This is a genomic window from Haloarcula sp. Atlit-7R, from assembly GCF_003666065.1.
Taxonomy (GTDB): Archaea; Halobacteriota; Halobacteria; order Halobacteriales; family Haloarculaceae; genus Haloarcula; species Haloarcula taiwanensis.
Window position 1 is genome coordinate 363196 of sequence record NZ_QXIK01000002.1, and the last position, 26681, is coordinate 389876.

Genomic DNA, 26681 nt, shown 5'->3' on the forward strand with positions numbered 1-26681 from the left:
TCGCTTACCCGGCCGACGGTGAGTCGTCAGCGCCGTTACTGATAGCAACCGTCGAGATGCGGGTGCCGTCGACGCTCGTTACCTCGAACACGTATCCGCCCGCTTCGGCGGTGTCGCCGACCTCCGGGGCGCGGTCGAGTTGACTGAGCACCAACCCGCCGACGGTTTCGACCGCGTCCCTGTCGAGGTCGACACCGAGAGCCTCACTAATTGTTGACAGCGGGACGCCGCCGTCGGCGTCGTAGCTCCCGTCGCTTTGCTTGCGGATGGCGTGCTCGCGTCCGTCGACGTCGAATTCGTCGCGAAGGTCGCCGAGGACGGCCTCGACCACGTCCTCGATGGTCGCGATGCCTTCGAGCGACCCCCATTCGTCGATGACCGCGGCCATCTGCCGGCGGTCCTGCCTGAACTGCAACAGGAGGTCGTTGATAGCTGTCGTCTCCGGGACGACCGGTATCTCGCGGGCGATGTCGCCGGCAGTCGCGTTCTCGGTGCCTTCCTCGCCGGCTCGCAGCACGTCCTTGACGTCGATGAACCCGACGATCTGATCGCTATCGTCGGCTTCGACCACCGGATAGCGGGTGTGTCCTTCGTCGAGAACGACCGCCCGGATATCCGACAGTGTGGCGTCGGCCGGCACGCTCACAACGTCGGGCCGCGGGACCATGACTTCCCGGACGACAGTATCGTCGAGGTCGAACACGCGCTCTATCATATCGACCTCCGCCGCGTCGATATTCCCTTCCTCGCCAGACCGAGCCAGCACCCGTCGTATCTCACGCTCGCCGAGCGTCTCGTCCGTTTCCGAGGCCGCCGGGACACCCAGCAACTGCGTAAAGGCGTTGGCCGAGCCGTTGAACACGACGATACCGGGGTAGAACAGGTAGTAAAACAGCTTCATCGGCGGTGCGAGCAGCAGCGAGAGCCGCTCAGTCCGGGCAATTGCGAACGTCTTCGGCGCGAGTTCCCCGAAGACGACGTGGAGGAACGTGATGATACTGAATCCGACTGCGAACGCCACGAGGTGGAGGAGGCTCTCCGGCAGTAGCGGAGCCAGCACAGGTTCCAGCAGCGCCGCGACGGCGGGCTCACCGACCCATCCCAGCCCCAGCGAAGCAAGCGTAATGCCGAGCTGGGTCACTGCGAGGTAGTTGTCCAGGTCTGCCATCACTGCCTGAAGCGAGCCTGCGCCGGCTTTGCCCTCGTCAGCGAGCTGTTCGACAGACGTGCCGCGAACGCGAACGAACGCGAACTCCGCCGCGACGAAGAAGCCGTTCAGTCCTACAAGCACCAGCGCTACGAAGAGTTGCGCCGCAGAAAGCGCGAGGTTTACTATCGAACCCTCCAGGCGGGGCGCGTCGATATGTACATACACACCCATCTCCGTCACCGCAATAAAATACTGGAATATTCGCGTCCATACCGCCGTCGACTCCCTCAGCGGTACGCGGCACGGACAGTGTCTGCGATGACACCCGGCTTCCGGTAGTGTTTGGTCACCGGAGGCACCTCCCGGTCGAGATCGAGCATCTCGTAGACGGCGGTCATCGCCGACCGGACCGAGTACTCGACGGTGAACACCACGTCCCGCGGCTGTTCGGCGTACTGTCCGAGGAACGCCAGATTGTTCGACCCGTCCGGGACGACCTCGGGCCGGTCACCGGGCTCCCGGGGCTGGAAGTGCGCCGTGATGAACGGCATCATCGCCGGGATACAGGTCACGTCGTCGAGTAGCTCCGGGAGCCGGTCCTCGCACTGCAGGTGGTAACACAGCTCCCGGAGAATCTCGTGACCGGTGCATTCGGACATCGGTTTCTCCACGTAGTTCCCCTCGCGGTCCGGGAACAGCGCGTAGCCCCAGAAGACCTTCACGTCGTCCGGCTGGTTCGCGAAGTGGGGCTGTGCGGCGACGACCGTCGACAACAGCCAGTTCGACCCGAGGTAGGTGACGAGCCCGTTGCCCGGTTCCTCGCTGGTGAAATCGACGATGTGGTCGAACAAGTCGGTGTTGTGCAGGGTAACGGTGAACGACTCCCATTTCGTCTCCGTGACGTTATCGGCGAACACTGACGGATTGCCGAACTGTGGATTGTCCTCGGCGATGGACTTCCACAGCTCCCACGACGCCCCGGTCTCGTTCAGCTCTGGGGCCTCGTCCATCCCGCCAATAGACGAACCGTCGGTCATCGACCCGTTCGTCACGAACACGAGGTCGGACGGCTCGACGGGGACCGACTCGGTGCCGCTGTTGGTCTCACAGTAGAGCCGCTCGACAGTGCGCCCCGTCCGCGACGGGACGATGTCCATATCGGTCACCTCGTGGCCGTACTCGAAGGAGACGCCCCTGTCTTCGAGCCAGCGCCGGAGTGGGAGAATCATCGAGTCGTACTGGTTGTACTTCGTCCGGTCGATGCCCTCCATGGTGTGCAAGCGCGGGAACTCGTGGAGGAACCGGTACATGTACCGCCGAACTTCGGCGACGCTGTGCCACGGCTGGAACGCGAAGATGGTCGCCCAGACGTACCAGAAGTTCGTCTCCAGGAACGACTCGTCGAACCACTCCTCGATGCGCGTGTCACCGAGTCGCGGTTCGGGCGTGAGGAGCAACCGAGCTATCGACTGTCGATGCTGGCTCGTCAGTCCGTACTCGCCCGCGTCGATCCGCTCGCCCTCGTGCATCAGCCGCGTTTTCGCGTACGAGGGGTGCGCTTCGTTGAACTCGTCCATCACGTCTTTGACCGACCGCGAGTCGTCTTCGAGTGACGGAATCGTCTCGAAGAGGTCCCACGTACATTCGTACGTCGGATAGTTGAACATCCTGCCGCCCCGGATCAGGTACGCCTCCTCCGGGTCGCCGGCACCGTCCATCGCGCCACCGACGACGTCCAGCTTTTCGTAGACATGGATGTTTTCGCCGGGCATGTTGCCGTCCCGTACTAGGAACGCCGCGCCGGCGAGAGAGGCGATACCGCCGCCGACGAAGTGTGCGTCGCGGTCAGTGACGTGTGGGTGCTGGTGGCCAGTCATATTGAATCACCGTCATGTAGTCCTACACAAGTCCCAGCCCTAACGGTTGCCAACATATGTACAGCAATTTATAAGAGGGGGTATCTCACCGGAACAGCTCCGCTCTGACCGGGCTGCTGTCACTATTCGGAACTGGCAATCGTGTGGTCGATCAACTGGTCCGTTCCACGACGGAGGCGCTCCGAGATGGCGGACGTGGTCGCGTCGAGTTCCCTCGCGAGTTCCGACAGGTCTGCCTCGCGGGGGACGGCGAAGTATCCCTGTCGGTTGGCTGCCAGTAGTGCTTCTCGTTGCGGGGCGGTGAGTCCGTAGTCGTCGCCGCCGTGTTCCGTCTCACAGAGCCGGTGCGGGCGGAACGTGACACTGCTTGACTGACAGGCGTCACGGAACGCTTCGAGGTCCGCTCGGTCGGCGAACTGTGTGCTCACCTTCCACCCGTGCTCGGTCACGAGCGCACCCATCGGATACGTCTGCCGGTCGACGAGCTGGGTGTACATCTTGACGTAATCCGTATCGAGGACGACCCGATACCGCGACTCGACGATAGCCGAGTCCATGGCGACAAACTCCACGACCGACTCGTCGCCGAGCAATGCCGATTCGAGCGCGTCCGGTTCGACGCCCGTCGCAGAGAACACGAGTGCCGGCTCGTCGGTCGTCCCGGAAACGACGTTGTCGACGATCAATCGGGTGTTCAGCTCAGCGGCGACCGCACAGAGCGGCATATCCGCGGACTGCAACTCGAATTCACAGATGACGCTCATGTGTATTATTCAGCCGACCGAAATAAAGGCATACTGGGAATTCTCACGCATCGAAACCGACCAGTGGTATTGGAGCCGCTCGACGAACACGTGCGATATCCCTCCAGCAGACGCGAACTGGATTGCGTTACTGATCGTCCCGGCCGCGTTGCGGTCGGGATACGTATCGAAACGGGACAGAAGGCCGCGTGTACTGGACTGTTCGAGCAGCAACTGGTTGTTTAACACTCGGCTACTCCACTCCACGGCCGCCTCGGTCACATGTTGCCCCCTCCACATCTGACCAAGACCCATGCCAACTATGGCCATAGAAAAATATAGCCAGAGTTGTGATCTACCCTCAGAGCTAGCGGCCTCGGCACTCATAGGGCTCGTCACCAGCGGGGAGTCACCCCGGTTCGGCCCTGTGAGTTGTCGTCATCGGCCGCCAGATGGTACCGCCGCCGGCGACAAGACGGTTACTCATCGTGGCCACACAGTGGAACAAACGCTAAACCCACGCGGGTCAACCAGTCGTATATGAACAGACGACGCTTTCTCACACTTTTCGGGACGGGTGTCGTCGGCGCCATCGCGGGGTGCAGTGGTGAAGCAGACAACGCCGAAACCATTGACAGCCACCCGGCGGCCGCCGACCTCGAAGCCCAGCCCCGCCGCGGCGAACTGGGCGGCCACGTCGTCCTGGCGTTCGAAGACCCCTCCTGTCCGACCTGCCGCCGCTTCCACGAGAACACGGTGCCGGCTATCCGGGAGAACATCGTGGGGACGGGCAAGGGCGCATACGTCGTCCGGACGTACCCGGTCATCTATCCCTGGGGTGAGCCGGCGACACAGGCGCTGGAGTCGACGTTTGCCCGCGACAGCGAGGCGTACTGGGCGCTGTTCAAGCACTACTTCGCCGAACAGTCGTCGTTCGATACGGACAACGTTCTGGACCGGACGGCGACGTTTCTCACCGAGGAGACAGCGGTTGACGGCGAGGCGGTCGCACGCGATGCGCGGGAGCGAGCGCACGACGACGCTGTACAGGCTGATATCCAGGCGGCCGAGAACGCCGGGTTGGGTGAAACGACGCCGATAATTCTGCTGTTTGAGGACGGAGAGTTCGTGACGAAGGTCAACGGGAGCGTCAGCTACGACCTCATCGCCGAGGCGCTGGGAGAGCGCGACGGATGAGCATCGCACGCGGCCTCCGCCTGCCAACCACACGCGGTGACTGGCGGCTCATGGGCCGAACGGTCAGGCTCGTACTCACGCTGCCGGTCTATGCGGCGGTCGCCGTGGTCGCTGCCGTCGTCTCGCTGACGGTATTCGTCGTCTCGCTGAACGTCCCGCTAGTGCTTGACCTCGTTATCGGTGGGTCGCTCCCGCTTGCCAGCCGGCTGCGCGTGCTCGCTGAACTGTACCCGTTTATCGGCACGTCGTTCAACCCTGCCCAGGGTACCCTGCTGCTCGTCGTCGCCGTCCTCACGGGCGTCGACATCGGTCTGGTGGCGTACCACTTCCGCGAGCACGGGCTCGACCTCCAGCAGGGTGGCGCGGGTGTCGCGGGCGTTGTTCTCGGCACACTCGGCGCTGGCTGTGCGGCCTGTGGGTCGGCGGTTTTGCTGGGACTGCTGTCGCTACTCGGCGTTTCGACCTCGCTGCTGTTTCTGCCGCTGGACGGGCTGGAGTTCGCGCTGCTTGCGCTCGTGGTGTTGACCCTCTCCATTTACTGGCTCGCAGAGGGGATGCGCGGCGGCGAAATCAACGGGTGTCCGGTCGACATCTGACTGTGTCGCCGTGCAGTCATCCGTCCGGCTCTCTCGAAGAGATATCCGTGTCAGCGAGAGAAAACGTATAGTATCGTCAGCCGAACACCCATACTGAGAAGGTATGTCCGAGACGGAGTCTCAGGTGACGGTTTCGACGGAGTCCCCCGCCGAGTACGAGCACCTCCACCGGAAGCGGAAAGAGACAGTCGGGACAGTCGAACTGGCCGAAGTCGTCGATGTGTGGGTTGGTGAGAGCGAACTCGTCTGTCGGTTCCAGTTCGACTGGGCGACCGACCCGATACAGCGGCGCTACGACCTGAACAGCGACCGCGACATCGCCAAGGTCGAGCGACTCTGTGAAGCCAACGGCCTGCAGTTCGAGCAGGTCAGTCATCTACAGGGGTCGCTGGTCGAACTCGAATACACCGGTTCCCAGTGGCTGCCGCGGCCAGAGGCTGCCTACACAGACGGTGAAGGATCGGCGGTCGAGACGTTCCGCGCGGAGTGTCGGTTGCTGGTGGCTGAGCTGGCGCAGTCGCCCGCGTTCGTCCGGCGAGGCATCGAACGCGTCCGGGAACTGTCGACGACGCAACTGATTATTGGCATCATCCTCGTTAAAAAAGTCGCCATCATTGCTTTGCTCGCTCACCTTCTGCTGTAGCCGGACGCCTGCCGGCCTGCAGTGTGGAAGTCAGTTCTTGACTCGCCTCAGTCACTCATCGCGGGTCCGGAGTCAGCAGGCGTGTCCACGCGGTCGGTCCTGGCGGTCTCGAACTGTGAGAGTTCGTCGTTAAGAGTGGTGGCGTCGTCGGCGAACTGCTCCACCGAGTCGACCATCCCGGCAACGGTCTGGCCCTGCTGCTCGACCGTCGTGGCCATTTCACGGGCGTCGGTTGCGGTCTCCCCGGCGATGTCGTTGATGTCGTCAATTATCCGCACGACTTCCTGTGCGCTGGTCGCCTGCTGGTCGGTCGCTCGGTCGATTTCCTGAATGCCGCCGTTGACATCGACGGTGGCGTCGACCACATCTTCGAGCGTGGTAATAGTCTCGGAGATGGTGTTGCTGCCGCGGTCGACAGCATCTTCCATCGTCTCCATGGCGTCGACGGACGTGCCGACTTGGGACCGCAGCGAGCCGATGAGGTCTTCCACGTCGCCGGTGGCGTTCTGTGTCTCGGTCGCAAGCTGTTTGATTTCGTCCGCGACGACGGCAAAGCCCGAACCCGCTTGGCCGGCACGAGCGGCTTCGATGGACGCGTTCAGCGCGAGCATATTCGTTTCCTCGGCGATGCCGTCGATGACTTCGACGATCTCGGCCATGTCCTCGGCGATGTCGTCTAGTTGCTGGACCTCGCTTGCGGCGTTCGTCGAGTGATGGCGGATCTCGTCGACGGCACTCTGGGCTTCCGACGAGGACCGCTGGGCGTCTCGGCCGAGATTCGCAGCAGTGTTGCTCTGGTCGGCGATTTCGGCCACGGACGACGCCATTTCCTCGACGGTCGCCGAGAGGTCGCTGAGTTCGCTCGCTGCGTCGTCTAGTTGCTGGCGCTGGGTTTCTGCCCCGTCGGCGATGTCGGATGCGGTGTCGGCCACGGACTGTGTCTCAGCACGGACCTGCTGCCCGTCGGCCAGGACAGTTTCACTTCCGGTGGCGATACGTGTCGAGGTCGACTGGCCGCTGCCGATAGCAGTCTCCAGATCACTCAGAGTCTCATTGATCGCGGTCCCGACGGCGGCCATGGCGTCGCTCATGCTGTCGGTGTCAACACGGGCAGTCAGGTCGCCGGCGGCCGCGTCGTCGAGCGCCGTCCGGTACTGTGTCGCTTTCAGTTCGAGGTGGCTGCTCAGCGCCTCCATCTCGCTTCGCTCGGCTTCTGCGGTTTCACGGGCTTCTTCGGCCGCTTCGCGGGCCTCCTCGGCACGCTCCTGAGCTTCGTTTGCTTCCTGAATGTTCCGGCCGAGTGAGGCCGCCGCCCGTTCGAGTTTCGTGTATGCGTCTCCGACCTCGTCAATCCGGTCGACGCCGAAGTCGATGTCGTACTGGCCGTTGTCGACTGCCGTCGCCTTTCGATTAATCTCGATTATCGCGCGGTACATCTCACAGTAGCCCAGAAATCCGGTCACAGCGACGACGAACCCGATGAACACTGCGGCGGCTGTCACAGAGGAAAACAGCACGATAGCTAGTGCCGGTGCGCCCACAATCGACATCGCTGCCAGCAGGAAGACACGGGCGCTGAACGTCCGACGGAGCGGCGTCGGCAGGGACGGTTCGATTGTCATGGGAACAGTGCCGACCGCAAGCATGAGTCGGCCAAGCACGCCCGTCGAATCATCCGTCGTCATCGAAACCACCTCAAAACAGATGACGAGTAAACGACAAAAATAGGCCTTTTCGGGTGCATGTGTTACGTTCTCTCCGATCTATAAAAAGTCGCACCCTCAGAGTATCAGCGGTGAATTTCCCAGTGTTAGTTTGTTGTCGTGATTTCGACCACGTCGCGGTGGTCGAGTTCGGTGTCAGCGCCGATCTGGCGTTCGGTGCGCACGTCGTGCGCATGGAGGAACCCGTCGCCGATGTCGGTGTGCAGGAAGTACGCGAAGTCCTCGGCAGTCGACCCGTCTGGGAGGACGAAACAGTCCTGCAGGAAGGTCCCGTCCTCTTGGGGCTTGCGAGCGCCGGGGAACACCGCGATAGCTCCCAGTTCCTCGAACAGCGCGGTTTCGAGGGCCTGCTGGACGCCCGTCCCGCCGAACTCGGTGACGAACTCCCGGATCTGTTCGAGGCCTGCAGCCTTCTCATCTGGCAGGTCCGCCGTCACGGTAAACTCCTCGTCGCCCGGCCGGTAGTCGAGTACGCCCTGCTCGTTGCCGTTTTTCAGTGCCTTCTCGGCGTGGGCCGAGACGGGCACGAACATGAGATGCTCGTACTCCGGGTCCTCGGTGACGGTCTCCCAGTTGTCCTGGGCCGCCTCGGTGTCCATCTTGTTTGCCGCGATGAGCATCGGCTTCGTTCGGATACGAATCTCGCGGGCCAGAGCCTCCTTGTCCGCGTCATCCCAGGTGTCGGGGTCCAGTTCTAGGTCCAGCGCGAGCACGACCTGCTTTATTTCGTCGGCGTTGATTTTGAACGCCGACATCTGCTCGGCGAGGTCGTCCTCGATGGCCTTGTCCTCGCCGTGGTAGCCCGAGCGGTAGCGCTCGATGCCTTTCTCAAGAATATCGAGATACCACATGTCCAGCTCGTCTTCGAGGAAGTCAATGTCCTCGCGCGGGTCGTGGTCCTCAGTGGGTTCACCCTCCAGGTCCGTCTCGCCGGTGAAATCGACGACGTGGACGAGCACGTCGGCCTCGTTGAGGTCTGTGAGGAACTGATTCCCCAGTCCCTTCCCTTCGTGTGCGCCGGGAACGAGGCCGGCCACGTCGACAAGCTTCGTCGGGACGAACCGGACGCCGTCGGTGCAGTGGCCGTGGTTGGGCGTGCAGGTGTGGTCGAACTCCGGGGCCGCACAGTTGACGCGGACGTAGGCTTCGCCCATCGACGGGTCGATTGTCGTGAACGGGTACGCGCCCTCGGGCACGTCGTTCATCGTCGCCGCATTGAAGAACGTGGACTTGCCGACGGAGGGCTTGCCGACGAGTCCGATCTTGTAGCTCATTGCACCGACGAAGCGGTTTCAGCGGCTTAAACGCTGTTACACGAGCGACGAGAGCGTGTGAGTCACACGCAACGGGTGGGAAATTACACTGTCCGCTCGTACACGTTCACGGGGTGTTCCTGGCCGCCGAACTCGGCCGTCCGCTCGCCGATCTTCTCGAAGTGGGTCCGGTAGAACCCGTTGCCGACTTCGTTCTCGGCCAGCACCTCGTCGCGTATCTTCCGCACGGAGAGGTCCCGCAAGTGGCCCTCGCCCCGGCGAAGCAGTTCGGTCCCGATACCCTCGCCCCAGTAGTCCGGGTGGACGTACAGGTCGAGGTCGCCGAACCCGGTCGCGTCTGTCATCCCACAGCTCATGTACGCCACTACGTCGTCGTCGGCCGTCGAGACGAACAGTCCGACCTCGTCGAGTTCTATCATCCGTTCTAGTACCGGCGGCGCGTACCCCTCCCTGAGGTGGTCGTTTACCGTCTCCGCCCCGAGGATATCGTCGTACACCGCGTGCCACGCGGCCCGTGCGACCCGACGGATATCTGCGATATCCACCGATTCGGCCGGTCGGATGGCTGTCTGGAACGACATATGTAAACATCCAACGTGAACCCTCATAGAACTGTGGTCTGGCTGACACCGTACGGTATCCGCCGTGGTCCGCTTCGCCTGAGATAATAGGGCAACTCTTATGTACACTTCTGTACGTTAGTGTTCAGTAATGGACGACAGTGAGGAGATAGACCCAGCGGTTCAGTCGATTCTCGACGCGGCGCGGGAGCGCGGTGGCGGCGGCGACAGGGTGTCGGTGTCGCCCCGGTCGCTGTCGGACGCCTTCGACGCGGTGGCGGCCGACGGACGGACGCCGGTCATCGCCGAAATCAAGCCCACGAGTCCGACCGCGGACGGCGAGCGGACCGACGACCCGGTCGACCTCGCCCGGCAGATGGTCGAGGGCGGCGCGGCGGCGCTCTCGGTGCTGACGGAGCCGGACCACTTCGGCGGGTCGGCGGCGACGCTCGAACGGGTTCGCGATGCCGTCGACGTGCCCGTCCTGCGAAAGGATTTCATTCTCCACGAGGACCAGCTGGACGTCGTCGAGGCGGATGTCGTCCTGCTCATCGTCCGCTTTCTCGAAGCCGACGGGACGGACGACCTCGCGGACCTCCTCACGGCCGCACGCGAGCGGGGCTTCAAAGTCCTCGTGGAGGCCCACACCGCGGCGGAGGTCGAGACGGCGCTGGAAGCGGGCGCGGACATCATCGGCGTCAACAACCGCGACCTCGCCGAACTCGACGTGGACCTCGGAACGTTCGAGTCCGTCGCGCCAGACGTCCCGGAGGGCGTCACACTCATTGCTGAAAGTGGCATACAGACAGCAGACGACGTCACACGGATGTGCGATGCCGGTGCGGACGCCCTGCTAATCGGCTCGGCGATCATGGACCACGACGCGGCGACGGACGTGGAAGCGAACACGCGGCGACTGACACGCGCGGACACTGATGCAGTTGAGACGACACCTACAGACACATGAGCACTGACGACGCATACGACCCCAAGTTCGGTGAGTACGGTGGACAGTACGTGCCCGAGGCACTGATGCCAGCTATCGAAGAGCTGACCGACGCCTACCAGCGGTACGTGCTGGAAAACGAGGACGGCTTCATGGACGAGTTCCGGGAGCGGCTGGCCGACTTCGGCGGCCGACCGACGCCGCTCCAGTACGCGGACCAGCTTTCTGCCCGGTACGATACCGACGTGTATCTCAAGCGCGAGGACCTGCTCCACGGCGGCGCACACAAGCTCAACAACGCGCTCGGGCAGGTCCTGCTGGCGAAGTACATGGGCAAGGAGCGCATCATTGCCGAGACCGGCGCGGGCCAGCACGGCACGGCGACGGCGATGGCGGCGGCCCACCTCGACATGCCCTGCGAAATCTACATGGGCGAGACTGACATCGCGCGCCAGCGTCCCAACGTCTTCCGCATGCGCATCAACGGCTCCGAGGTCAACCCTGTCACGGTCGGCCGCGGCACGCTGAAAGAGGCCATCTCCGAGACGATGCGCGACTGGGCGACCACCGTCGAGAACACCCACTACGTCATCGGGAGTATCGTCGGCCCGCACCCGTTCCCGAAGATGGTCCGGGACTTTCAGGCGGTCATCTCTGAGGAGGCCCGCGAGCAGGTTATCGAGAAGACCGGCGGGCTGCCCGATTCGGTCCTCGCCTGCGCTGGCGGCGGCTCGAACACCATGGGCACCTTCGCCCACTTTGTTGATGATACCGACGTCGACCTCTACGCCGTCGAAGCCGGCGGCTCCTCACTGCAGGTCGATGAGGAAGAGGGCGTTGCGCCCAACTCCGCCACCCTCTCGACCGGCGACGAGGGCGTCCTCCATGGCGCGCGCACGAAGCTCCTGCAGGACTCTGACGGCCAGATCATGGAGTCTCACTCCGTTTCGTCGGGGCTCGACTACGCCGGTGTCGGCCCGGAACTGGCCCACCTCGTCGACGAAGACCGCGTCACGCCGGTCAACGTCGACGATGACATCGCGCTAGAGGCGTTCCACCGCCTCTCCCAGGACGAGGGTATCATCCCGGCTCTGGAGACGGCCCACGCCTTCGGCTATCTTGAAGAGCACCACGACGAAGTCGGTGACTCTGTCATCATCAACGTCTCCGGCCGTGGCGACAAGGACCTCGAAATAGCCATCGAAGAGACCGCGAAGCGCGACCTCGATATCGCGCCGGACATGTCTATCTTCGAGCGCGTCGGCGGAGGTGGCCTCTGATGGGTCTTGAACGCGCCTTCGCCGACGAGCCCGCCTTCGTTCCCTACCTCGCGGCCGGCGACCCGAGTTACGAGGCGTCGCTAGCGTACGTCGAGGCGCTGGCTCGCGGCGGGGCAGACGTCATCGAACTCGGCCTGCCGTTCTCCGAGCCCATCGCGGAGGGCAAGACCATCCAGAACGCTATCGTCCGCGCGCTGGAAGCCGGGATGACGCCCGACCGCTTCTTCGAGTTCGTCGAAGACCTCGATGTGGACGTACCGCTCGTCTGTATGACCTACTATAACCTCATCTATCAGTATGGCGAGAGCGAGGGGCCGCGCCCCTTCGTCGAGAAGGCCGCCGCGGTGGGCATTGAGGGGCTCGTCGTCCCGGACCTCCCTGGGGAGGAAGCCGGCCCGCTCCGGACGGCCTGCGACGAGTTCGGACTCGATCTGGTGTTCATCGTCGCGCCGACGACGAGAGGCGACCGGCTCGAACGGATGCTCGAACAGGTGTCGGGCTACGTCTACGTCCAGGCACGTCTGGGCGTCACTGGCGCACGAGAGAACGTGGACGATGCCACCGAGGAGTCGCTGGCTCGCCTCTCAGACTGGAACGTGCCAAAGGCCGTCGGGTTCGGCATCAAGACCGGCGACCACGCCGAGCGAATCGTGTCTGCCGGCGCTGACGGCGTCATCGTCGGCTCCGCGCTGGTGGATATTGTCGCCGAGGGCCACGAAAACGGCGATGCTGTCGGTGCGGTAGCCGACCGGCTTGAGGCGAAGGCTCGCGAACTCAAAGAAGGTGCGCTCCGGGGCGGACCAGAACAACCGCAACCGGAACGCACATAATCGTACTTGCCACACTGTCTCATATCATGACTGCAGGAAAACGCGCACGACTCGAACGCATCGGGACAGACGACACATACGTCATCATCCCGATGGACCACGGCATCACGATGGGGGCGGTAAAGGGCCTCAAAGACATCGAATCGACGATTGACGCGGTTACCAGCGGCGGCGCAGACGCCGTCCTTACCCAGCGTGGCATCGCCGGACGGGTCCACCCCAACAAGAACGACGCGGGCTATATCACCCATCTCAACGGCTCTACTACTATCGGCCCGGACGAGCAGGACAAGCGGACCACGGGAACGGTGGAAGACGCCATCCGCGCCGGGGCCGACGCCGTCTCGTTCCACATCAACGTCGGCAGCCAGTACGAACCCGAACAGATCGAGGAACTCTCCGAACTGACGACCGAAGCCAGCCAGTACGGCCTGCCGGTACTGGCGATGGCCTACGCCCGTGGCCCTGACATCGACGCCGAGAACGAGGACTACAACCAGTCCGTTGGCCACGCCGTCCGACTGGCCGAGGAACTCGGCGCGGACATCGTCAAGACCGGCTACACCGGCTCTGCCGAGACGTTCCAGCACGTCGTCGAGTCCACGTCACTGCCGGTGGTCATCGCCGGCGGCTCGAAGGGCACCGACGAGGAGACCGTCCGGATGGTCCGGGGAACGATGGACGCCGGGGCCGCCGGCGTCTCGATGGGCCGCTCTATTTTCCAGCACGACGAACCGGAGAAAATCGCTAGCGCCGTCTCCGCTGTCGTTCACGACGACGCCACCACCGAAGAGGCGCTCCGCGAGGCCGGACTGGCCGTCGAGGCCTAAAAGCCAAACAGCGACCGCATTCGCGAACCGAGACCGTCTCCGTCGCTGGCATCCGCGTCGCGCTCGCTTGGCGTGTCCGACGGCGAGTCACTGGGTTCTTCTTCCGGTGTGTCGGCACCTCGTGACACACCGCCGTCTCGCTCTACCTCGTCAGCATCCTGTTCTGGCCCGTCCATCGGTGCTGGTTCGCTCTCCACCAGCTCAGTCCCGTCGATTACCGACGGGGTTTCGGCTTCGTTTTCGGTGTCCGTCTCCGAAGCGGCTGGGTTATCGAGGTCGCTCAGCTCGGCCCCGTCGTCTGCCGCTGGCTCGTCCTCTCTGTACTGCTCGGCTGGCGCTGGACCGATCAGACAGCTGTCGTCCCTGATTGCGTCCGATGGGGGGACTGTCTTGCCGCCGTCGGTTGTCCCGAGGCTGTGGCTCTGTGGTGGCTGCTCCGTTGGCCGGGCCTTCGGTTCTAGGTCGTCCGAGTCAGTGGACTCCTTCAGAGCGCCTGCGTTTGTGGTGTCGGTCGACGCCTTCTCGGTGTCGACGAGCTGTTCGGATATCCGCTCGTAGGCAATCGCGGCACCGCTGTTGGGCGCGTTCCTGACGACGGGCGTGCCACTGTCCTGTGAATGTGGGACGGCGTCGTCTTCCGGCACGTGGCCGAGCAGTTCGACGTTGAGAAACGTCGCGATTTCATCGGCACCCGGCGACGCGCCTGTCCCAGACTTCGTGAGGATCAGGCCTCGAACCGGCGCATCGACCCGCTCTGCGAGTTCTTTGGTGTTCGAGACGTTCCGTATTGATGCCACCCGCGGTGTCGACACGAGCAACACGTCGTCGGCGAGTTTGAGCGGCTGAATCGTCTCTTCGCTCAGTCCCGCCGGGGTGTCCAACAGGACGATGTCGTGGTGCCACCTGAGGGTTTCGACGATACCGGGCAGCCGGTCGAGGTCGGTGTCCGCGTACCCTTCAAGCGTGGTCCCGCTCGGCACGATTGACAGGTTCACGTCGGTTTCGTACATCGCGTCCGTGACCGACGCGTCGCCGGCGAGCACGTCGTGAAACGTCGCGTGCTTGTCAGTGTCGATGCCGACATCGAGAAAATCGACGAGGTTCGCCATCGCCAGGTCCATCTCCACGACAACGGTCGAGTAGCCGGCCCTCGCCAGCAGTGTACCGAGGTTGATGCTGGACGTCGTCTTTCCGACCCCCCCTTTCGCCCCGGCAATCGTGTAGACGTGGTTAGTAACCATCTGTAGCTGGACCGTATTTTGTAGTTACTTTATTAGTAAATCTCATTGATAAGTTTACTGGCTAACAATTAATTACGATAATCGGATGTAGATAAATAACAAGTGTCGTATTTCTTCTGGTTCTAATTCCAGGAACCCACCCGAATCGCCTGTCGTACCTATTTCTCTTCTCTGTTCACCACTCGACAGACCCACCCGGGTTCCGCCACGTTCAAGCCTCGCCGTTGCGGACGTGGGCGTATGACTCGAAGCGTCTGGCTCAAAGCCGACAGCGAGGTCGGCGACTGGGAGACACGGAAACGCCGGATAACCGCTGGTATCGAGGCCGGCGTCGACTGGGTACTGGTCGACGAGGACGATGTCGAACGCGTCTCGGAACTCGGCGAAATAAACATCGCTGCGTTCACCAACGGCGATGTCCACGTAATGGAGGCCGAGGCAGCGGACTCAAAGGCCGACGCCACCATCGTCGGGAAAGACGGAGAGGGCGACGGCACGGTCGACCTCCCGTCCGACTTCTCCGGGTCCGCGGACCTCTCGACGCTCCGGCAGAACGGAGCCGCTCCCGACGGCGGCTACGTCCGCATCTTCGACGAGGACTACGAGGCCTTCGCCGAGGCGGTCGCCGCCGAAGCCGACTTCACCATTGTCATCGGCGAGAACTGGCAGATTATTCCACTCGAAAACCTCATCGCCCGCGTCGGCGAGGAGACGGACCTCATCGCCGGCGTCCGGACCGCCGAAGACGCCCGAACGGCCTACGAGACGCTGGAACTGGGTGCCGACGGCGTCCTGCTAGATACCGACGACGTCGACGAAATCCGCAAGACGGTGGAGGTCCGCGACGAGATGGGACGGGAATCGCTCGACCTAGAGTACGCCGAGGTCACCGCCATCGAGCAGACCGGCTCCGCTGACCGCGTCTGTATCGACACGGGCAGCCTGATGGAACACGACGAGGGGATGCTCGTCGGGTCGATGGCTCGCGGACTCTTCTTCGTTCACGCAGAGACGGCAGAATCACCGTACGTCGCTTCCCGGCCGTTCCGGGTCAACGCCGGCGCGGTCCACGCCTACGTCCGGACGCCTGACGGCGGGACGAAATATCTCTCGGAACTCCAGTCCGGCGATGAGGTCCAGATAGTCGACGCGAACGGTCGGACCCGCGAGGCTATCGTCGGCCGCGCGAAAATCGAGAAGCGCCCGATGTTCCGCGTGCAGGCCGAAACCAAGGACGGTGACCGTATCGAGACGCTGCTCCAGAACGCCGAGACAATAAAGGTCCACACCCAGAACGGCCGAACCGCCGTCACGGACCTCGAACCCGGCGACGAAATTCTCATTCACCACGAGGATACGGCGACGCACTTCGGCGAACGGATCGAAGAGAGCATCATCGAAAAGTAAGCCGACCCCATTCGGGGCTGACCGCAGCCGTCGGGCTACTGCTGGTCCGCCTCGAGCGGGTCCAGTTGCGTCGTACACCAGTGACAGAAGTCGATGTCTTCGTCGAGTTCCTTGCCGCAGTTCGGGCACGTTGTGCCGGCTTCGACTTCCGTGGCCTGATTTTCGTTGACCGCGACCCAGTAGGCGTCGACGACGTTGAGCGTCGTAATCACAACCGAGCCGATTGTCACTTCGGTGGGTCTGGACTGATACGACGACGAGATAGCCTCTACGCTTAGCTGGGTGACAGGGTCGATAGCGCCAGTGACGACGAACACCACCGACAGCATGAACAGTAACCCGAGCCACAGCAGTCCCCGCACCCACTTACGGAGGTAGAAATGTCCCAACCCGGGGAAAATGAACGCAAGCACCACGGCCAGCAACGGCCGCTTGCGTCCTTTGCCAGTCATACTCAGCGAGTCTATCTCGCATACGCCTATATCTTCCGAAGGATCCCTGTCCGGACGAAAGCCCCGTACAGGCGGTTCCCCCATCAGCCTTCGCTCTGTAGCTGTCTGACCAGCGTCCGGAGCGTTGCGAGGTCGTACTGACCCGGCGCGGTCGCGTCAGCGGGATCAAGCGGTGCATAGCCGATGCGGGAGCCGTACAGCGGGGCAACGGCCCGGGAGTGGCGACCGGCCGACCCCATGCACATCGTGGCGACCTGTTTGCCCGCGGTGGTCAGCGCTCGGGTCGCCCCGAGCATCGCCAACACGTCGTCGGGCGACTGGGCTGTGCTGGCCATCTTCCCCACGTCGCCCTGAGCGCAGGCCCGTTCGAGCCGACTTACAATCGCCTCACGGGCAGGTGTGGACTCGAAGTTGTGCGTCGAGACGACCACGGACGCATCGCGGTCGCGGGCAGCGTCGGCGACGCGGCCAGCGTTGTGGTCGCCGGCTCCCTCCAGCGCTGCGAGTTCGAGGTCGACGGCCCTCACAGCGTCGTGTTCGAGCGCAGCTTCGAGTGTATCGAGGCGGCCTGCGGTATCAGCGGCCTCGCCACCCTCCCACGTCGGTCGGTTCGTGACGAGTATCGGGAGATCGCCGTCGTAGGCGTCCAACTGTGCCAGCGGCTCGTCGGCGAAATCCATCCGTAACTCCAGCCCGTCGGCGTCGGCGCGAGCGGCCGGCTCCACCCCGAGGTCGTCGGTGGCAGCGAGCAGGGTGAACGACTCGAAGTCCATGGGTCGGCTTGGACGGAGTCACACAAAAAGGCGTGCTTACTCGACCCGCTCGTGGACAGCCCGAAAGCCGTCATCGGTCGCTGTGACTGAGTCAACCGCGTAGAACTGGATCCGTTTTTCCTGTTTCGTGTTGACGACGAAGTCGTACTGCTCGGCCTCGTAGCCCGGTTCCTTGCCGTCGCTGCGCCGTTGCTCTACCCACGAGCGGTGGTCGGCGAGGCGCTCCTGAGCGATGGTTCGGGAGCGCTCCGGAGCGGTGGCAACTCGATCTTCCAGCGTCGACAGCAGGTCCGGATCGCGGTCCACACCCACAGAGTTCCGGCGGGCGAGCATCGCTGCAAGCGTCGTCGTCCCGGTCCCGAGAAACGGATCGAGTACGGTGTCGTCGTACACAGAGAACATCGAGATGAGCCGATAGGGCACTGTCAGCGGGAAGGCACCCGAGCGGTCCCGAAGCCCGTCGTCGAGGTCCTGGGTCTCGCCGGGTAACTCCCAAAGGTCGGAGAACCACTCGTTGCGCTCCTCCCAGAAGTAGGCGCTCTCGTAGCGGCGGTCTGCGCCCGGTTCGAGGCGGCGGCGCTCCCCGTTGCGGAACACGAGGATGTGTTCGTGTTCGAGCGTCGGATACGCGTTCGGCGGCACCATTCCCGAACCCATGAACTTCGCGCCGCTGTTGGTTGGTTTCCGCCACAGAATATCGGGCAGCGCCCGCAGGCCGTGGTCGGTCAGTCGGTCGGTTATCTCCGCGTGGTTCGGGTAGGAGCGAAAGCCGTCCGCCATTGATCGCGTCGCGTCCCCGACGTTGATGCAGGCGATGCCGCCGGGGACCAGCACGCGCTCTATCTCAGCCCACACCGCATCGAGCACGTCGTGCATCAGGGTGAACGCCCGGTCGCCGTCCCCGTCGTCCAGCGCCGCTCCGATGTCAGGGTCCAGTTCGGCGAAGATGTCGTCCCACATCTCGATCATCGGGTACGGGGGGGACGTGACCACCAGTTCGACGCTGTTGTCGGGACACGCGAGCGTGCGAGCGTCACCGGTTCGAACCCGGTGTGTCGTCTCCATACCGGTCCCAGCGGGCGGGCCGACTCTAGTCTTGCGGTTATCGGTCGACGGCGGGCACGCTTTCCGTGTGACAGTCGGTGACAAAAACGGTTCTCACAGCGATGCAACGCAAATACCCAGCTTACGCGACGGGCAGGTCCTGCTCGGCTTCCAGCAGCTCGTGGTAGCGGTTGCGGATGGTGACCTCGGAGATGTCGGCGACCTCGGAGACGGCGGCTTGCGTCGTCTTCTCGTTGGTCAGCAGTGCGGCGGCGTAGACGGCGGCGGCGGCGAGGCCGACCGGCGACTTCCCGGAGTGGACGCCCTGTTCCTTGGCGTTCTGGAGGAGCTGACGGGCGCGGTGTTCGGCCTCGTCGGACAGTTCCAGCGAGGAGGCAAAGCGCGGGACGTAGCTCTCGGGGTCGGCAGGACGGACTTCGAGCGAGAGTTCGCGGACGACGTAGCGGTAGGTCCGCGCGATTTCGCTTTTCTCGACCCGGGAGACCTCCGTGATCTCGTCGAGCGAGCGCGGGACACCGGCCTGGCGCGCGGCGGCGTAGACGGACGCCGTCGAGACACCTTCGATGGAGCGGCCGGGCAGGAGGTCCTCGTCCAGCGCGCGGCGGTAGATGACGCTGGCCGTCTCGCGGACGTTTTCCGGGAGTCCGAGTGCCGAAGCCATCCGGTCAATCTCACCGAGGGCCTGCTTGAGGTTGCGTTCCTTGGAGTCCCGCGTTCTAAAGCGCTCGTTCCACTTGCGCAGGCGCTGCATCTTCTGGCGCTGTTTACCCGACAGAGAGTTACCGTAAGCGTCCTTGTCGCGCCAGTCGATGTTGGTCGAGAGGCCCTTGTCGTGCATCATGTTCGTCGTCGGTGCGCCGACGCGGGACTTCTCGTCTTTCTCGCTGGAGTCGAACGCGCGCCACTCGGGGCCGCGGTCGATCTCGTCGGACTCGACGACAAGGCCACAATCCTCACAGACTGTTTCGCCGTGTTCGTCGTCGATAACGAGCGAGCCACTGCACTCCGGGCACGCCGTGCTCTCTGATTCCGTCGACTCCGTCGTCTGTTCTTCACGTTGCTGTCGTGTTCGTGTGTGTTCACTCATTGGTTGCGAAGGCGGGTGCTCACCGGGTGGGAGACATCACAGAACCCGGAGGCAGTCGGTAACACTGTATTCGAACGAAAGTCATTAAAACATTCCGGTATTGTCATCGAGACCACCGATACACGTCACGAAACCCACGTTTGTGCATCAGTCGCATGACCATTCATATAATAGCTGTCGGGTATTTTCGGGGTCAGTTCCCACAACCCGGTTATAATTGCGTACAATAAGTAGCGCCACCCCTTCGTTGTCACTGCCTACTGAAATGTTTCGACGACAGCGGGCAGACACCCCTCCCCGGGCTCGTAATAGGAATTGTGGTCGGCAACGGCCGCCGTGACATCGTAATCGGCGTAATTCCCGGGAGCGTCTTCGGGACTCTGGACACCCTTTTCACCGACTGCTTCCGTCCACTCCGCAGCACTGAATGCAGTCCCCAGCACCACGTCGTCGTCCTTGTGGAAGTTGTCGAAAGACGCGGTGGCGTACTTGATGGACTCGCCGTATGTCTCATCGACCTCAACGACGGAGTCACCGATAGCGCCCCCCAGTAGAGCTATCGACTCGACTGCATCTTCGCGTTCACGCTCGTGGAGCGACGCCATCGTTTCCACAGCCACTTTCGCACCGAGTGAATGGCCGAGTATCCGGACTGGTAGCCCACCGCTGTCGTTGTGGTCGACAACCCACTGCGCGAGCTTCGGACCGTTCTGTTCGGCGATGGCGACCCCTTCGCTCCAGCCAATGCCGTCGCCCATATCGGCATCCCAGGTGAACCCCACGGTGAACTGGTCGTACTCGTTCGCTTCAAGCCCGATCTGACAGGTGTAGGCGGCGTCTCTGGCATCCGTCTCCCCAAGGCTCCAGCCGTGGACGAAGATGACGAGTTCCGTATCGTCGTTAGTCCGGTTAGACTGCCAGTCCCCGACTGTTTCGTACTCTGTCTCTGTATATTCGGCCTTCAGTTTACCGTCGTCAGTGAACTGCTCACGTGTCGAAACGAGCGGGAACTCCGCTGGAGCCGTGTACTCTCCGTCATCACCGCCGAGCTTGCCCCCTCGCACAGAGCCACTCGTACCGAGTGCTGCCATCGATGCCACGGCACCAGTCGAGGCTCTGAGGAAACTGCGTCGCGTTTGCCCGTCCAGTTCGCTCGATTGTATGCTACGTTGAAGCATAGCAAAATCGCGTAGCTTTCCACTTTATATAACATTAACTATTATAATTAACATTGTTAGTAAAGGCTCCCTTATTTGTAATATTAATAAAGAAAGGAACCGCCTGAGGACTGCTAGCTGGACGCGAAGTCTCAGTGGGGCGTTGTTGTATCGGCCCGAGTGTTGCCAGCGCAATCCCAGTAGAGTGGGGTGCTGTTGCAGGACGCGGCGGCACTGCGATCAGTCGTTCGTTTCCGGTTCGATAGCGTCCGTCGACTGGGACTCCTCGACGGCTGTGGTCAACGAGACGTTGAGCCAGGCCATAGACACGACGCCGCCGATGATGGTGACGATGTTCTTGACCGCGTGGTCGACGATAGCGACACCGATGGCCGCGGCGACGCCGACCGGTGTTAGCGACGCGACGATGACGGTGAACGCACCCTCGTAAAGACCGACCCCGCCGGGCGTCAGCGGCAGAACCTTGGCGAGGTTCCCAACGCTGACCGCGAAGAAGCCAACGGCAACCAGTGACGGCGTCAGGCTGTAGCCGAAGGCCGCAAAAACGATTAGAGCCGTTATCACGTCGAACGTCCAGATCAGGAGACTTCCGATGCCGACACGAGTGAACGCCGACCCATCAGCGGCCACCGTCTGTACGTCACCGACGAACCCCTCGATAATGCCGGCAACGTAATCAGCATAGGAGTCACCGCTCAGTCGCTCGATGACGGCCCGAACGAGGTTGCGGTCGCTCCGCGCACTGGCGACAATAGCCACCACGGCTCCGATTGCTACAAGGCCAACACCACCAGCTACGGCCACGGCAGTCCGTCCGCTGCTGGCTGCGTCGCCGCCGACTGTATCGCCCGTCAGCGCCGTCAGCAACTGTTCGGCCGACCCCGTTACAGCCAGCCCGATCATGACGACACCAGCAAGTAACGTTATCGTCAGCAGATCAAACACCCGCTCGACGGCCAGCGACGCGAACCCGGACGGGTACGGAATCGAACGACGCGCTTTGATAACATACGCTCGGACCGCGTCGCCGGCTCGCGCCGGGAACACAAGGTTCCCGGTCTGGCTGATGAATACCGCCCCCGTCAGGAAGCGCCACCGCTCCCGATACCCCATCGAGGCGAGGATGTCCCGGTAGCGGATGCCCCGGAGCGGCCACGAGACGGCGTAGACGACGGCGCTCAGCGCGACGATTTCGGGCGCTGCCCCGGCCATCTCCGCGAGGACGCGGTCGGGGTCGAGGTACTGCGTCATCAACAGGAGGGCGACGACGACGAGCAGCGTCCCCGCGCCCAGCGACACCTCACGGGTAATCCGGGGGCTGACCGACAGCTCCCAGAACGTCCGGAGAATCTGGCTGCCCATGCCGAACACGTCCCGGACGATGTCGACCTTCGAGTCGCCCTTGGGCGTCCAGTCGACGGGGAACTCCTTCACCCGGTAGCCGTTGCGCTGGGCCTTCACGAGCAGTTCCGTGTCCCAGAACCAGTGTTCGTCTTGGACGAGGGGCAACAGCGTCTCCAGCGCCCCCCGGTCGAAGGCCTTGAAGCCACACTGGTGGTCCCTGATGTCCGACCGGAGGAGCGTCCGGACGAGCGTGTTGTAGCCGAAGCTCGGAACCCCCCGCTTGGCAGGTCTGTCGGCGCGGTTCTCGGGCATCCAGCGCGACCCCGTCGCCACGTCGTAGCCGTCGACGTGGACGGCGTCGACGAGTTCTTGGAGGTACCCCATGTCCGTCGCCAGGTCGGTGTCGAAATACACCAGCGTGTCGCCGTCGGCCCGCTCGAAGGCGTACTCCAACGCGCCCCCGCGGCCGAGCCGCTCGTCGCTGTGGACGTGTCGGACCCGGCTGTCCTCGTCTGCGAGCCGCGCCGCTATCTCCGGCGTGCGGTCCGAGCACCCGTCCTCCGCGACGATGACCTCGAACGCGTCTTCGGGGAGAAACGAGGCGAGCGTCCCGACCGTCGTCGAGACTGTGCTCTCGATGGTGTCTTCCTCGTTGTAGGCGGGGAGAACGACGCTCACCTCGACCGCAGTCATACGCTCTTGGTCATCCCCGGAATGAAAAGTACTTTCCGTTCGTTACGCTCCCGGGACGGGAACGGCAGTTAGTCAGCGCCTTCCCCAGACTGGGTAGTCGCGAACCGCTCGATGGACGCGACGTCGATGTCTCCGACCGACTCGTAGGGTCTGTTTACCACCACGTCGCCGGCGGTGCTGCGGCCGATGCCGGGAATCGCGGTGAGTTCGTCCATCGACGCGCTGTTGAGGTCCAGCGGGTAGGGGACCCCGGTGACCGATCGGTAGCCGTGGTCCGTGACCGCGATGTCGACGACGCTGCCGAGTTCGCGCTCGCCCGGGATGCCCACGAGAAGCGGGTAGGTCCCCAGTTGCCGGCCGAAGGTCTTGCCGTCCTGGTGGTACTCCAGGTGTACGTCGGGCAGGACGGTCCCCGGCGGCGCGACCCGCTGGAGCATCGGGTTGTCGATGGTCTCTCGGACCTCGCGCTTGTACTGTTTGAACAGTTGCTTGTGGTCCTTCGCGATGTCCGCGCCGGTGTCGGCCATGTCGGTCCCCTCGAAGGCCATCACCTGGCGGATGTTCACCCGCCGGAGCATCAGCCCCTCGTCGTAGACGCGCTGGAGGAACCGTTTGTTGTGCTCGAACGTCTCCTTCGTCTCGCCTTTCAGCCCGTGGACGAGATTGATCCCCGGCAGGAGCTTCGGGAGCCGGCGTGCAGCGTCGTCGCCGAAGTTGGGAGCAGTGTCTCTGTCACCTCCCGGCCGCCAGCCGGCTACCTCGTTGACGATTTTCACCGCCTCGAAGCACTGGTCGGCGGTGACGTTGAGGTTGTTGTCGCCCATCACGTTCGGGTCGGCCGACTCCAGGCCGAACGCGGCGGTGTCGCCGGGCGTGTTGTGCTCGGCGATGATGCGGATGCCCTCGCGGGCTTTCTCCGGCCACTTGACGACCGTGATGGGGTTCATGTTGTCGAGGTGCAGCGTCTCCAGGTCCGGCGCGACCTCGCGGATGCCGCCGTAGAGCCGCCGCAGGGCGTCGGGATTGGGTGCCTCGCCGTCGCCGCCGTAGGCGAGGATGTCGGCCTGCCGCCCGAGTCGGAAGTGCTTCACGCCGCGGTCCGAGAGGGCGTCGACCTCGTCGACGACGCTCTCGGGCGGCCGGAAGTCCGGGTCGCCGTACATCGGTTCCGTGCAGAACGAGCAGCGGTACGGACAGCCCCGTGAGGTCTCCATCTCGCAGATGAGGTAGTCGGGGTGGTTCGGGTGCTGTTCGACGACGAACGCGCCGGCCCGGGCCCAGCGGGTCTCCTCCTCGACCGAGCGGTAGCGGTCGTTGAACCCCTCCAGCCCGGAGTCGACGAGGTCGTACACCGCGGCCTCCACGTCGGCCATCGCCAGGAAGTCGAAATCGAGGTCGTCGCGGGCCGTCTCGCTCGCGCCCTCGTTGGCCTCGCCGACGCCGAAGCGGACCGGGCCGCCCATCAGCGAGGTGCCGTCGGCCGTCCAGGCGAGTTCGCGCACTTCGTCGGGTTCCGCCGGCGTCCCGCCGACGTACTTGCCGGGGACGGTCATGCCGCCGACGTACACCATGAGGTCGGCGGCCTCCACGTCTCGCCAGACTGCGTTATCCTCCCGGAGTTCGTCGATAGTGTGATACGTTATCTGCTCGCGGGGGACGCCGGCGTCGACCAGCGCGCCGGCGGCGTACCGCGGGTACGTCGAGATGTACGGCGGCACCCCGAAGTGTGCGGGCTCGTCGACGTAGCCGTCGACGATGGTCACGTCGAGCGTCTCGGGGTCAGTCATACCCGCCGCTTGACGCTCGACACTCAAAACCGTGTCTGGTCAGCCGTGGCGACATACACGGCCAGGTGCGGGCTCAAGAAAACGTAGTCAGTACTATCGCTACTCCCGGTTGCAAATCACTTTCTCCCAGCCCGCGCCATGGCCTCGTATGGAACGGGTCGAATTTACTGTCCGTGGCGCGGACGCGAGCACGCTGCCCAGGGCGTTCCATGACATTGATGAGGAGAACCGCGAACTGTATGACGGCAACGGGTTCGCTGTGGCGGTTACGGAGAACCACTACCGCATGGAACTCACTGAGGTACAGGCGACGACCGTGCTGGAGCTAATAGATGAGACGACTTGCGAGGTGACGATCATCGCTGGCGGCGGCGGATACGGATTGACGGCCGATACGGGTGGCCGTGAATCCGAGGAGGCTCGAAAGATCAGGCGGCGGCTCGAAACGTTCTGTGAGGATCGTGACCTCACTGTCGAACGGATGTAGGCCAGCAGCATTGCCGGAGGGGGTGATGCAGTGACAGAATCACCCAGAGGTAGACGAACTCAGTCGTCGGCGACAGCGGACGACGCGACCGAATCAGCCTGCTCGGACCCGTCATATCGTCTACCGAACAGCGTTGTCGCAAACAGGAGCAACGGCGAGAGAAACGCGAAGAAGTAATACGGGGCGTAGGCAAGCGTTCCAACCCCGAAGACCGCAGACATGTAGACGGCACCGGCGTGCCACGGGAAGAGTGCGCCGGTCGGGGTCCCGGCGGATTCGATAGCCTGCGAGAGATCGTCGCTTGTCAGGCCGTACTCGTCGTAGAGGTTCCGGAGCGTGAGCCCGGGCACGACGATGCTCATGTACTGCTGGGCCGAGAAGGCGTTGACAAAGATGGCCGAAATGCCGGTCCCGACGACTAGGCTGCGCTGGCCGCGGACAGCGGTTGCGAGGTGGTGTGCGAGCACAGCGAGGACACCGGTCCGTTCGAGGAGTCCGCCAAGACTGAGGGCCGCGACGACGACGGCAATCGTCCAGGCCGACCCCGAGATACCACCGCTGGCCAGCAGATCGTTCACGAGTGCCGTCCCCGTCTCAGGGGCCGTCCCATCGAGAAAGACAGTCCAGGCGGCAGTGAACGACCGGCCCTGCACGAAGATGGTCGTGAAAGCCCCGGCAAAGACCCCGGCGACGAGCGTCGGGAGTGCCGGGATTCCGTACAGCGCCAGCCCGAAGGTGACAACGAGCGGGATGAGTACCAGCACTGAGAGGTCGTAGCTCCCAGCGAGTGCGCCCTGTATCTCGGCGACACGCCCGGTCGGGATTTCACCGACGGCACGCAGTCCCAGAACAGCGTAGAGCAGGACTGAGAGGCCAAACGCCAGCACAGTCCCGTTGCGCATCGCCCGGATGTGGTCATAGAGGTCGGTGTTCGTCACGGCGGCCGCGAGGTTCGTCGTGTCCGAGAGGGGAGACTGTTTGTCGCCCGCGTAGGCACCCGAGAGGATGGCACCAGCGGTCATCGGGGTCGGCACACCGAGGCCGGAGCCGATGCCGATGAAGGCCACGCCGAGGGTGCCGGCCGTCGTCCACGACGACCCGATGGAAAACGCGACGACCATCGCAAGCAGCGCTGTCGCCGGCAGGAACACGTCCGGTGTCAGTATCGAGAGGCCGTAGTACATCAGCCCGGGGATGGTCCCCGCGCTCACCCACGTCGCGATGAGGCCGTAGATGATGAATAAGATGAGAATCGCCTGCAGTCCCATCAGCAGACTGTCCGCGAGCCCCTCGTAGAGGTCGTCCCACGAGTAGCCAAGCCAGTATTTGCCGACTGCACCAGTCAGTACAATGCTCCAGAGCAGCGGCCCGTGTGGGGCCAGCTTCAGATATCCCGATCCGATGCCGAGGAACAGGACGACACCGAGTACAGGGACTAGCGCCTGAAGGACCCCCGGCCGGCGCTCCGACGGGATGTCCTCGTACGTCAGCGGTTCGAGAGTGAGTGATGTCACGCT

At 63.4% G+C, this 26681-nt stretch carries 25 protein-coding genes; 9 read left to right on the forward strand and 16 right to left on the reverse strand.

Features of this window, described 5'->3' with window-relative positions:
* Positions 1-4: 4 nt before the first annotated feature.
* The 4 genes from D3D01_RS05820 to D3D01_RS05835 all read right to left on the reverse strand — a co-directional run bounded on the left by D3D01_RS05820 (position 5) and on the right by D3D01_RS05835 (position 4052).
* Complete coding sequence (locus D3D01_RS05820) at positions 5-1381, reverse strand: hemolysin family protein (RefSeq protein ID WP_121511550.1); 1377 nt, start codon at positions 1379-1381, stop codon at positions 5-7.
* A gap of 56 nt (positions 1382-1437) precedes the next feature.
* Positions 1438-3027 (reverse strand): oleate hydratase, encoded by a 1590-nt coding sequence (locus D3D01_RS05825; RefSeq protein WP_121511551.1) that lies wholly within the window; start codon positions 3025-3027, stop codon positions 1438-1440.
* Positions 3028-3149: 122 nt separating this feature from the next.
* Positions 3150-3791: a helix-turn-helix domain-containing protein gene (locus tag D3D01_RS05830; protein ID WP_121511552.1), complete on the reverse strand. Its 642-nt coding sequence runs from the start codon at positions 3789-3791 to the stop codon at positions 3150-3152.
* Positions 3792-3800: 9 nt separating this feature from the next.
* On the reverse strand, positions 3801-4052 hold the full coding sequence (locus D3D01_RS05835; RefSeq protein WP_147439900.1) for a hypothetical protein: 252 nt from the start codon (positions 4050-4052) through the stop codon (positions 3801-3803).
* Between the two features lie 258 nt (positions 4053-4310).
* Here D3D01_RS05835 and D3D01_RS05840 point away from each other — a divergent pair, with 258 nt between their 5' ends.
* From D3D01_RS05840 to D3D01_RS05850, 3 genes are all read left to right on the forward strand, one after another.
* A complete protein-coding gene (locus D3D01_RS05840; RefSeq protein ID WP_121511554.1) occupies positions 4311-4967 on the forward strand; it encodes a thioredoxin domain-containing protein in 657 nt (218 codons plus the stop codon).
* The gene (locus D3D01_RS05845) at positions 4964-5563 is read left to right on the forward strand and encodes a hypothetical protein (protein WP_101350794.1); all 600 of its coding nucleotides are present in this window, start codon (positions 4964-4966) and stop codon (positions 5561-5563) included. The genes D3D01_RS05840 and D3D01_RS05845 overlap by 4 nt, the downstream gene beginning before the upstream one ends.
* Before the next feature lie 103 nt (positions 5564-5666).
* Positions 5667-6206: a hypothetical protein gene (locus D3D01_RS05850; protein ID WP_121511555.1), complete on the forward strand. Its 540-nt coding sequence runs from the start codon at positions 5667-5669 to the stop codon at positions 6204-6206.
* Positions 6207-6253: 47 nt separating this feature from the next.
* Here the strand turns inward: D3D01_RS05850 and D3D01_RS05855 are convergent, their stop codons facing one another.
* The 3 genes from D3D01_RS05855 to D3D01_RS05865 form a co-directional block, all read right to left on the reverse strand.
* Entirely contained in the window at positions 6254-7891 is a 1638-nt protein-coding gene (locus tag D3D01_RS05855; RefSeq protein ID WP_121511556.1) for a methyl-accepting chemotaxis protein, read from the reverse strand.
* 125 nt (positions 7892-8016) lie between these two features.
* Complete coding sequence (locus D3D01_RS05860) at positions 8017-9204, reverse strand: redox-regulated ATPase YchF (RefSeq protein ID WP_121511557.1); 1188 nt, start codon at positions 9202-9204, stop codon at positions 8017-8019.
* Between the two features lie 83 nt (positions 9205-9287).
* Positions 9288-9785 (reverse strand): GNAT family N-acetyltransferase, encoded by a 498-nt coding sequence (locus D3D01_RS05865; protein ID WP_101350791.1) that lies wholly within the window; start codon positions 9783-9785, stop codon positions 9288-9290.
* A 130-nt stretch (positions 9786-9915) separates the two neighbouring features.
* Between D3D01_RS05865 and trpC the strand changes: the two genes are divergently transcribed.
* Genes trpC through D3D01_RS05885 form a run of 4 tightly spaced genes read left to right on the forward strand, consistent with a single transcriptional unit; the run spans position 9916 to position 13650 of the window.
* The gene (trpC, locus tag D3D01_RS05870; RefSeq protein WP_121511558.1) at positions 9916-10731 is read left to right on the forward strand and encodes an indole-3-glycerol phosphate synthase; all 816 of its coding nucleotides are present in this window, start codon (positions 9916-9918) and stop codon (positions 10729-10731) included.
* A complete protein-coding gene (gene trpB, locus D3D01_RS05875; RefSeq protein ID WP_121511559.1) occupies positions 10728-11990 on the forward strand; it encodes a tryptophan synthase subunit beta in 1263 nt (420 codons plus the stop codon). The genes trpC and trpB overlap by 4 nt, the downstream gene beginning before the upstream one ends.
* Positions 11990-12820, forward strand: coding sequence for a tryptophan synthase subunit alpha (gene trpA, locus D3D01_RS05880; RefSeq protein ID WP_121511560.1), 831 nt, complete (start codon positions 11990-11992; stop codon positions 12818-12820). The genes trpB and trpA overlap by 1 nt, the downstream gene beginning before the upstream one ends.
* A gap of 26 nt (positions 12821-12846) precedes the next feature.
* Positions 12847-13650, forward strand: a complete 804-nt coding sequence (locus tag D3D01_RS05885) for a 2-amino-3,7-dideoxy-D-threo-hept-6-ulosonate synthase (RefSeq protein WP_121511561.1) — start codon at positions 12847-12849, stop codon at positions 13648-13650.
* On the opposite strand, the gene D3D01_RS05890 is transcribed toward D3D01_RS05885, so the two are convergent.
* The gene (locus tag D3D01_RS05890; protein ID WP_121511562.1) at positions 13647-14891 is read right to left on the reverse strand and encodes a P-loop NTPase; all 1245 of its coding nucleotides are present in this window, start codon (positions 14889-14891) and stop codon (positions 13647-13649) included. The two genes, D3D01_RS05885 and D3D01_RS05890, sit on opposite strands and share 4 nt — an antisense overlap.
* Positions 14892-15131: 240 nt before the next feature.
* On the opposite strand from D3D01_RS05890, the gene D3D01_RS05895 reads away from it, so the two are divergent.
* A complete protein-coding gene (locus D3D01_RS05895) occupies positions 15132-16298 on the forward strand; it encodes a 3-dehydroquinate synthase II (protein WP_101350785.1) in 1167 nt (388 codons plus the stop codon).
* Between the two features lie 35 nt (positions 16299-16333).
* Here the strand turns inward: D3D01_RS05895 and D3D01_RS05900 are convergent, their stop codons facing one another.
* The 7 genes from D3D01_RS05900 to D3D01_RS05930 all read right to left on the reverse strand — a co-directional run bounded on the left by D3D01_RS05900 (position 16334) and on the right by D3D01_RS05930 (position 24677).
* The gene (locus D3D01_RS05900; RefSeq protein WP_101350784.1) at positions 16334-16750 is read right to left on the reverse strand and encodes a DUF6677 family protein; all 417 of its coding nucleotides are present in this window, start codon (positions 16748-16750) and stop codon (positions 16334-16336) included.
* Positions 16751-16833: 83 nt separating this feature from the next.
* Positions 16834-17523: a type I 3-dehydroquinate dehydratase gene (locus tag D3D01_RS05905; protein WP_121511563.1), complete on the reverse strand. Its 690-nt coding sequence runs from the start codon at positions 17521-17523 to the stop codon at positions 16834-16836.
* Positions 17524-17559: 36 nt separating this feature from the next.
* Positions 17560-18588: a site-specific DNA-methyltransferase gene (locus D3D01_RS05910; RefSeq protein ID WP_121511564.1), complete on the reverse strand. Its 1029-nt coding sequence runs from the start codon at positions 18586-18588 to the stop codon at positions 17560-17562.
* A 121-nt stretch (positions 18589-18709) separates the two neighbouring features.
* Entirely contained in the window at positions 18710-19675 is a 966-nt protein-coding gene (locus tag D3D01_RS05915) for a transcription initiation factor IIB family protein (RefSeq protein ID WP_004591241.1), read from the reverse strand.
* Positions 19676-19932: 257 nt separating this feature from the next.
* Complete coding sequence (locus tag D3D01_RS05920) at positions 19933-20766, reverse strand: DUF726 domain-containing protein (protein WP_233563238.1); 834 nt, start codon at positions 20764-20766, stop codon at positions 19933-19935.
* Between the two features lie 306 nt (positions 20767-21072).
* Positions 21073-22890, reverse strand: coding sequence for a flippase-like domain-containing protein (locus tag D3D01_RS05925; protein ID WP_121511565.1), 1818 nt, complete (start codon positions 22888-22890; stop codon positions 21073-21075).
* A 68-nt stretch (positions 22891-22958) separates the two neighbouring features.
* Positions 22959-24677 (reverse strand): radical SAM protein, encoded by a 1719-nt coding sequence (locus D3D01_RS05930; protein WP_121511566.1) that lies wholly within the window; start codon positions 24675-24677, stop codon positions 22959-22961.
* 148 nt (positions 24678-24825) lie between these two features.
* Here D3D01_RS05930 and D3D01_RS05935 point away from each other — a divergent pair, with 148 nt between their 5' ends.
* On the forward strand, positions 24826-25164 hold the full coding sequence (locus D3D01_RS05935; protein WP_121511567.1) for a hypothetical protein: 339 nt from the start codon (positions 24826-24828) through the stop codon (positions 25162-25164).
* 59 nt (positions 25165-25223) lie between these two features.
* On the opposite strand, the gene nhaC is transcribed toward D3D01_RS05935, so the two are convergent.
* Entirely contained in the window at positions 25224-26678 is a 1455-nt protein-coding gene (nhaC, locus tag D3D01_RS05940; RefSeq protein ID WP_121511568.1) for a Na+/H+ antiporter NhaC, read from the reverse strand.
* Positions 26679-26681 lie beyond the last annotated feature (3 nt).

Coding starts and splice junctions, on each gene's coding strand:
- D3D01_RS05855 (WP_121511556.1), bottom strand. CDS start 7,891: ATGACGACGGATGATTCGACGGGCGTGCTTGGCCGACTCATGCTTGCG.
- D3D01_RS05895 (WP_101350785.1), top strand. CDS start 15,132: ATGACTCGAAGCGTCTGGCTCAAAGCCGACAGCGAGGTCGGCGACTGG.
- D3D01_RS05900 (WP_101350784.1), bottom strand. CDS start 16,750: ATGACTGGCAAAGGACGCAAGCGGCCGTTGCTGGCCGTGGTGCTTGCG.
- D3D01_RS05915 (WP_004591241.1), bottom strand. CDS start 19,675: ATGAGTGAACACACACGAACACGACAGCAACGTGAAGAACAGACGACG.
- D3D01_RS05930 (WP_121511566.1), bottom strand. CDS start 24,677: ATGACTGACCCCGAGACGCTCGACGTGACCATCGTCGACGGCTACGTC.
- trpC (WP_121511558.1), top strand. CDS start 9,916: ATGGACGACAGTGAGGAGATAGACCCAGCGGTTCAGTCGATTCTCGAC.
- D3D01_RS05865 (WP_101350791.1), bottom strand. CDS start 9,785: ATGTCGTTCCAGACAGCCATCCGACCGGCCGAATCGGTGGATATCGCA.
- D3D01_RS05905 (WP_121511563.1), bottom strand. CDS start 17,523: ATGGACTTCGAGTCGTTCACCCTGCTCGCTGCCACCGACGACCTCGGG.
- D3D01_RS05840 (WP_121511554.1), top strand. CDS start 4,311: ATGAACAGACGACGCTTTCTCACACTTTTCGGGACGGGTGTCGTCGGC.
- D3D01_RS05935 (WP_121511567.1), top strand. CDS start 24,826: ATGGAACGGGTCGAATTTACTGTCCGTGGCGCGGACGCGAGCACGCTG.
- D3D01_RS05910 (WP_121511564.1), bottom strand. CDS start 18,588: ATGGAGACGACACACCGGGTTCGAACCGGTGACGCTCGCACGCTCGCG.
- D3D01_RS05920 (WP_233563238.1), bottom strand. CDS start 20,766: ATGGCAGCACTCGGTACGAGTGGCTCTGTGCGAGGGGGCAAGCTCGGC.
- D3D01_RS05860 (WP_121511557.1), bottom strand. CDS start 9,204: ATGAGCTACAAGATCGGACTCGTCGGCAAGCCCTCCGTCGGCAAGTCC.
- D3D01_RS05850 (WP_121511555.1), top strand. CDS start 5,667: ATGTCCGAGACGGAGTCTCAGGTGACGGTTTCGACGGAGTCCCCCGCC.
- D3D01_RS05830 (WP_121511552.1), bottom strand. CDS start 3,791: ATGAGCGTCATCTGTGAATTCGAGTTGCAGTCCGCGGATATGCCGCTC.
- D3D01_RS05820 (WP_121511550.1), bottom strand. CDS start 1,381: ATGGGTGTGTATGTACATATCGACGCGCCCCGCCTGGAGGGTTCGATA.
- D3D01_RS05890 (WP_121511562.1), bottom strand. CDS start 14,891: ATGGTTACTAACCACGTCTACACGATTGCCGGGGCGAAAGGGGGGGTC.
- D3D01_RS05825 (WP_121511551.1), bottom strand. CDS start 3,027: ATGACTGGCCACCAGCACCCACACGTCACTGACCGCGACGCACACTTC.
- trpB (WP_121511559.1), top strand. CDS start 10,728: ATGAGCACTGACGACGCATACGACCCCAAGTTCGGTGAGTACGGTGGA.
- trpA (WP_121511560.1), top strand. CDS start 11,990: ATGGGTCTTGAACGCGCCTTCGCCGACGAGCCCGCCTTCGTTCCCTAC.
- D3D01_RS05845 (WP_101350794.1), top strand. CDS start 4,964: ATGAGCATCGCACGCGGCCTCCGCCTGCCAACCACACGCGGTGACTGG.
- D3D01_RS05925 (WP_121511565.1), bottom strand. CDS start 22,890: ATGACTGCGGTCGAGGTGAGCGTCGTTCTCCCCGCCTACAACGAGGAA.
- D3D01_RS05885 (WP_121511561.1), top strand. CDS start 12,847: ATGACTGCAGGAAAACGCGCACGACTCGAACGCATCGGGACAGACGAC.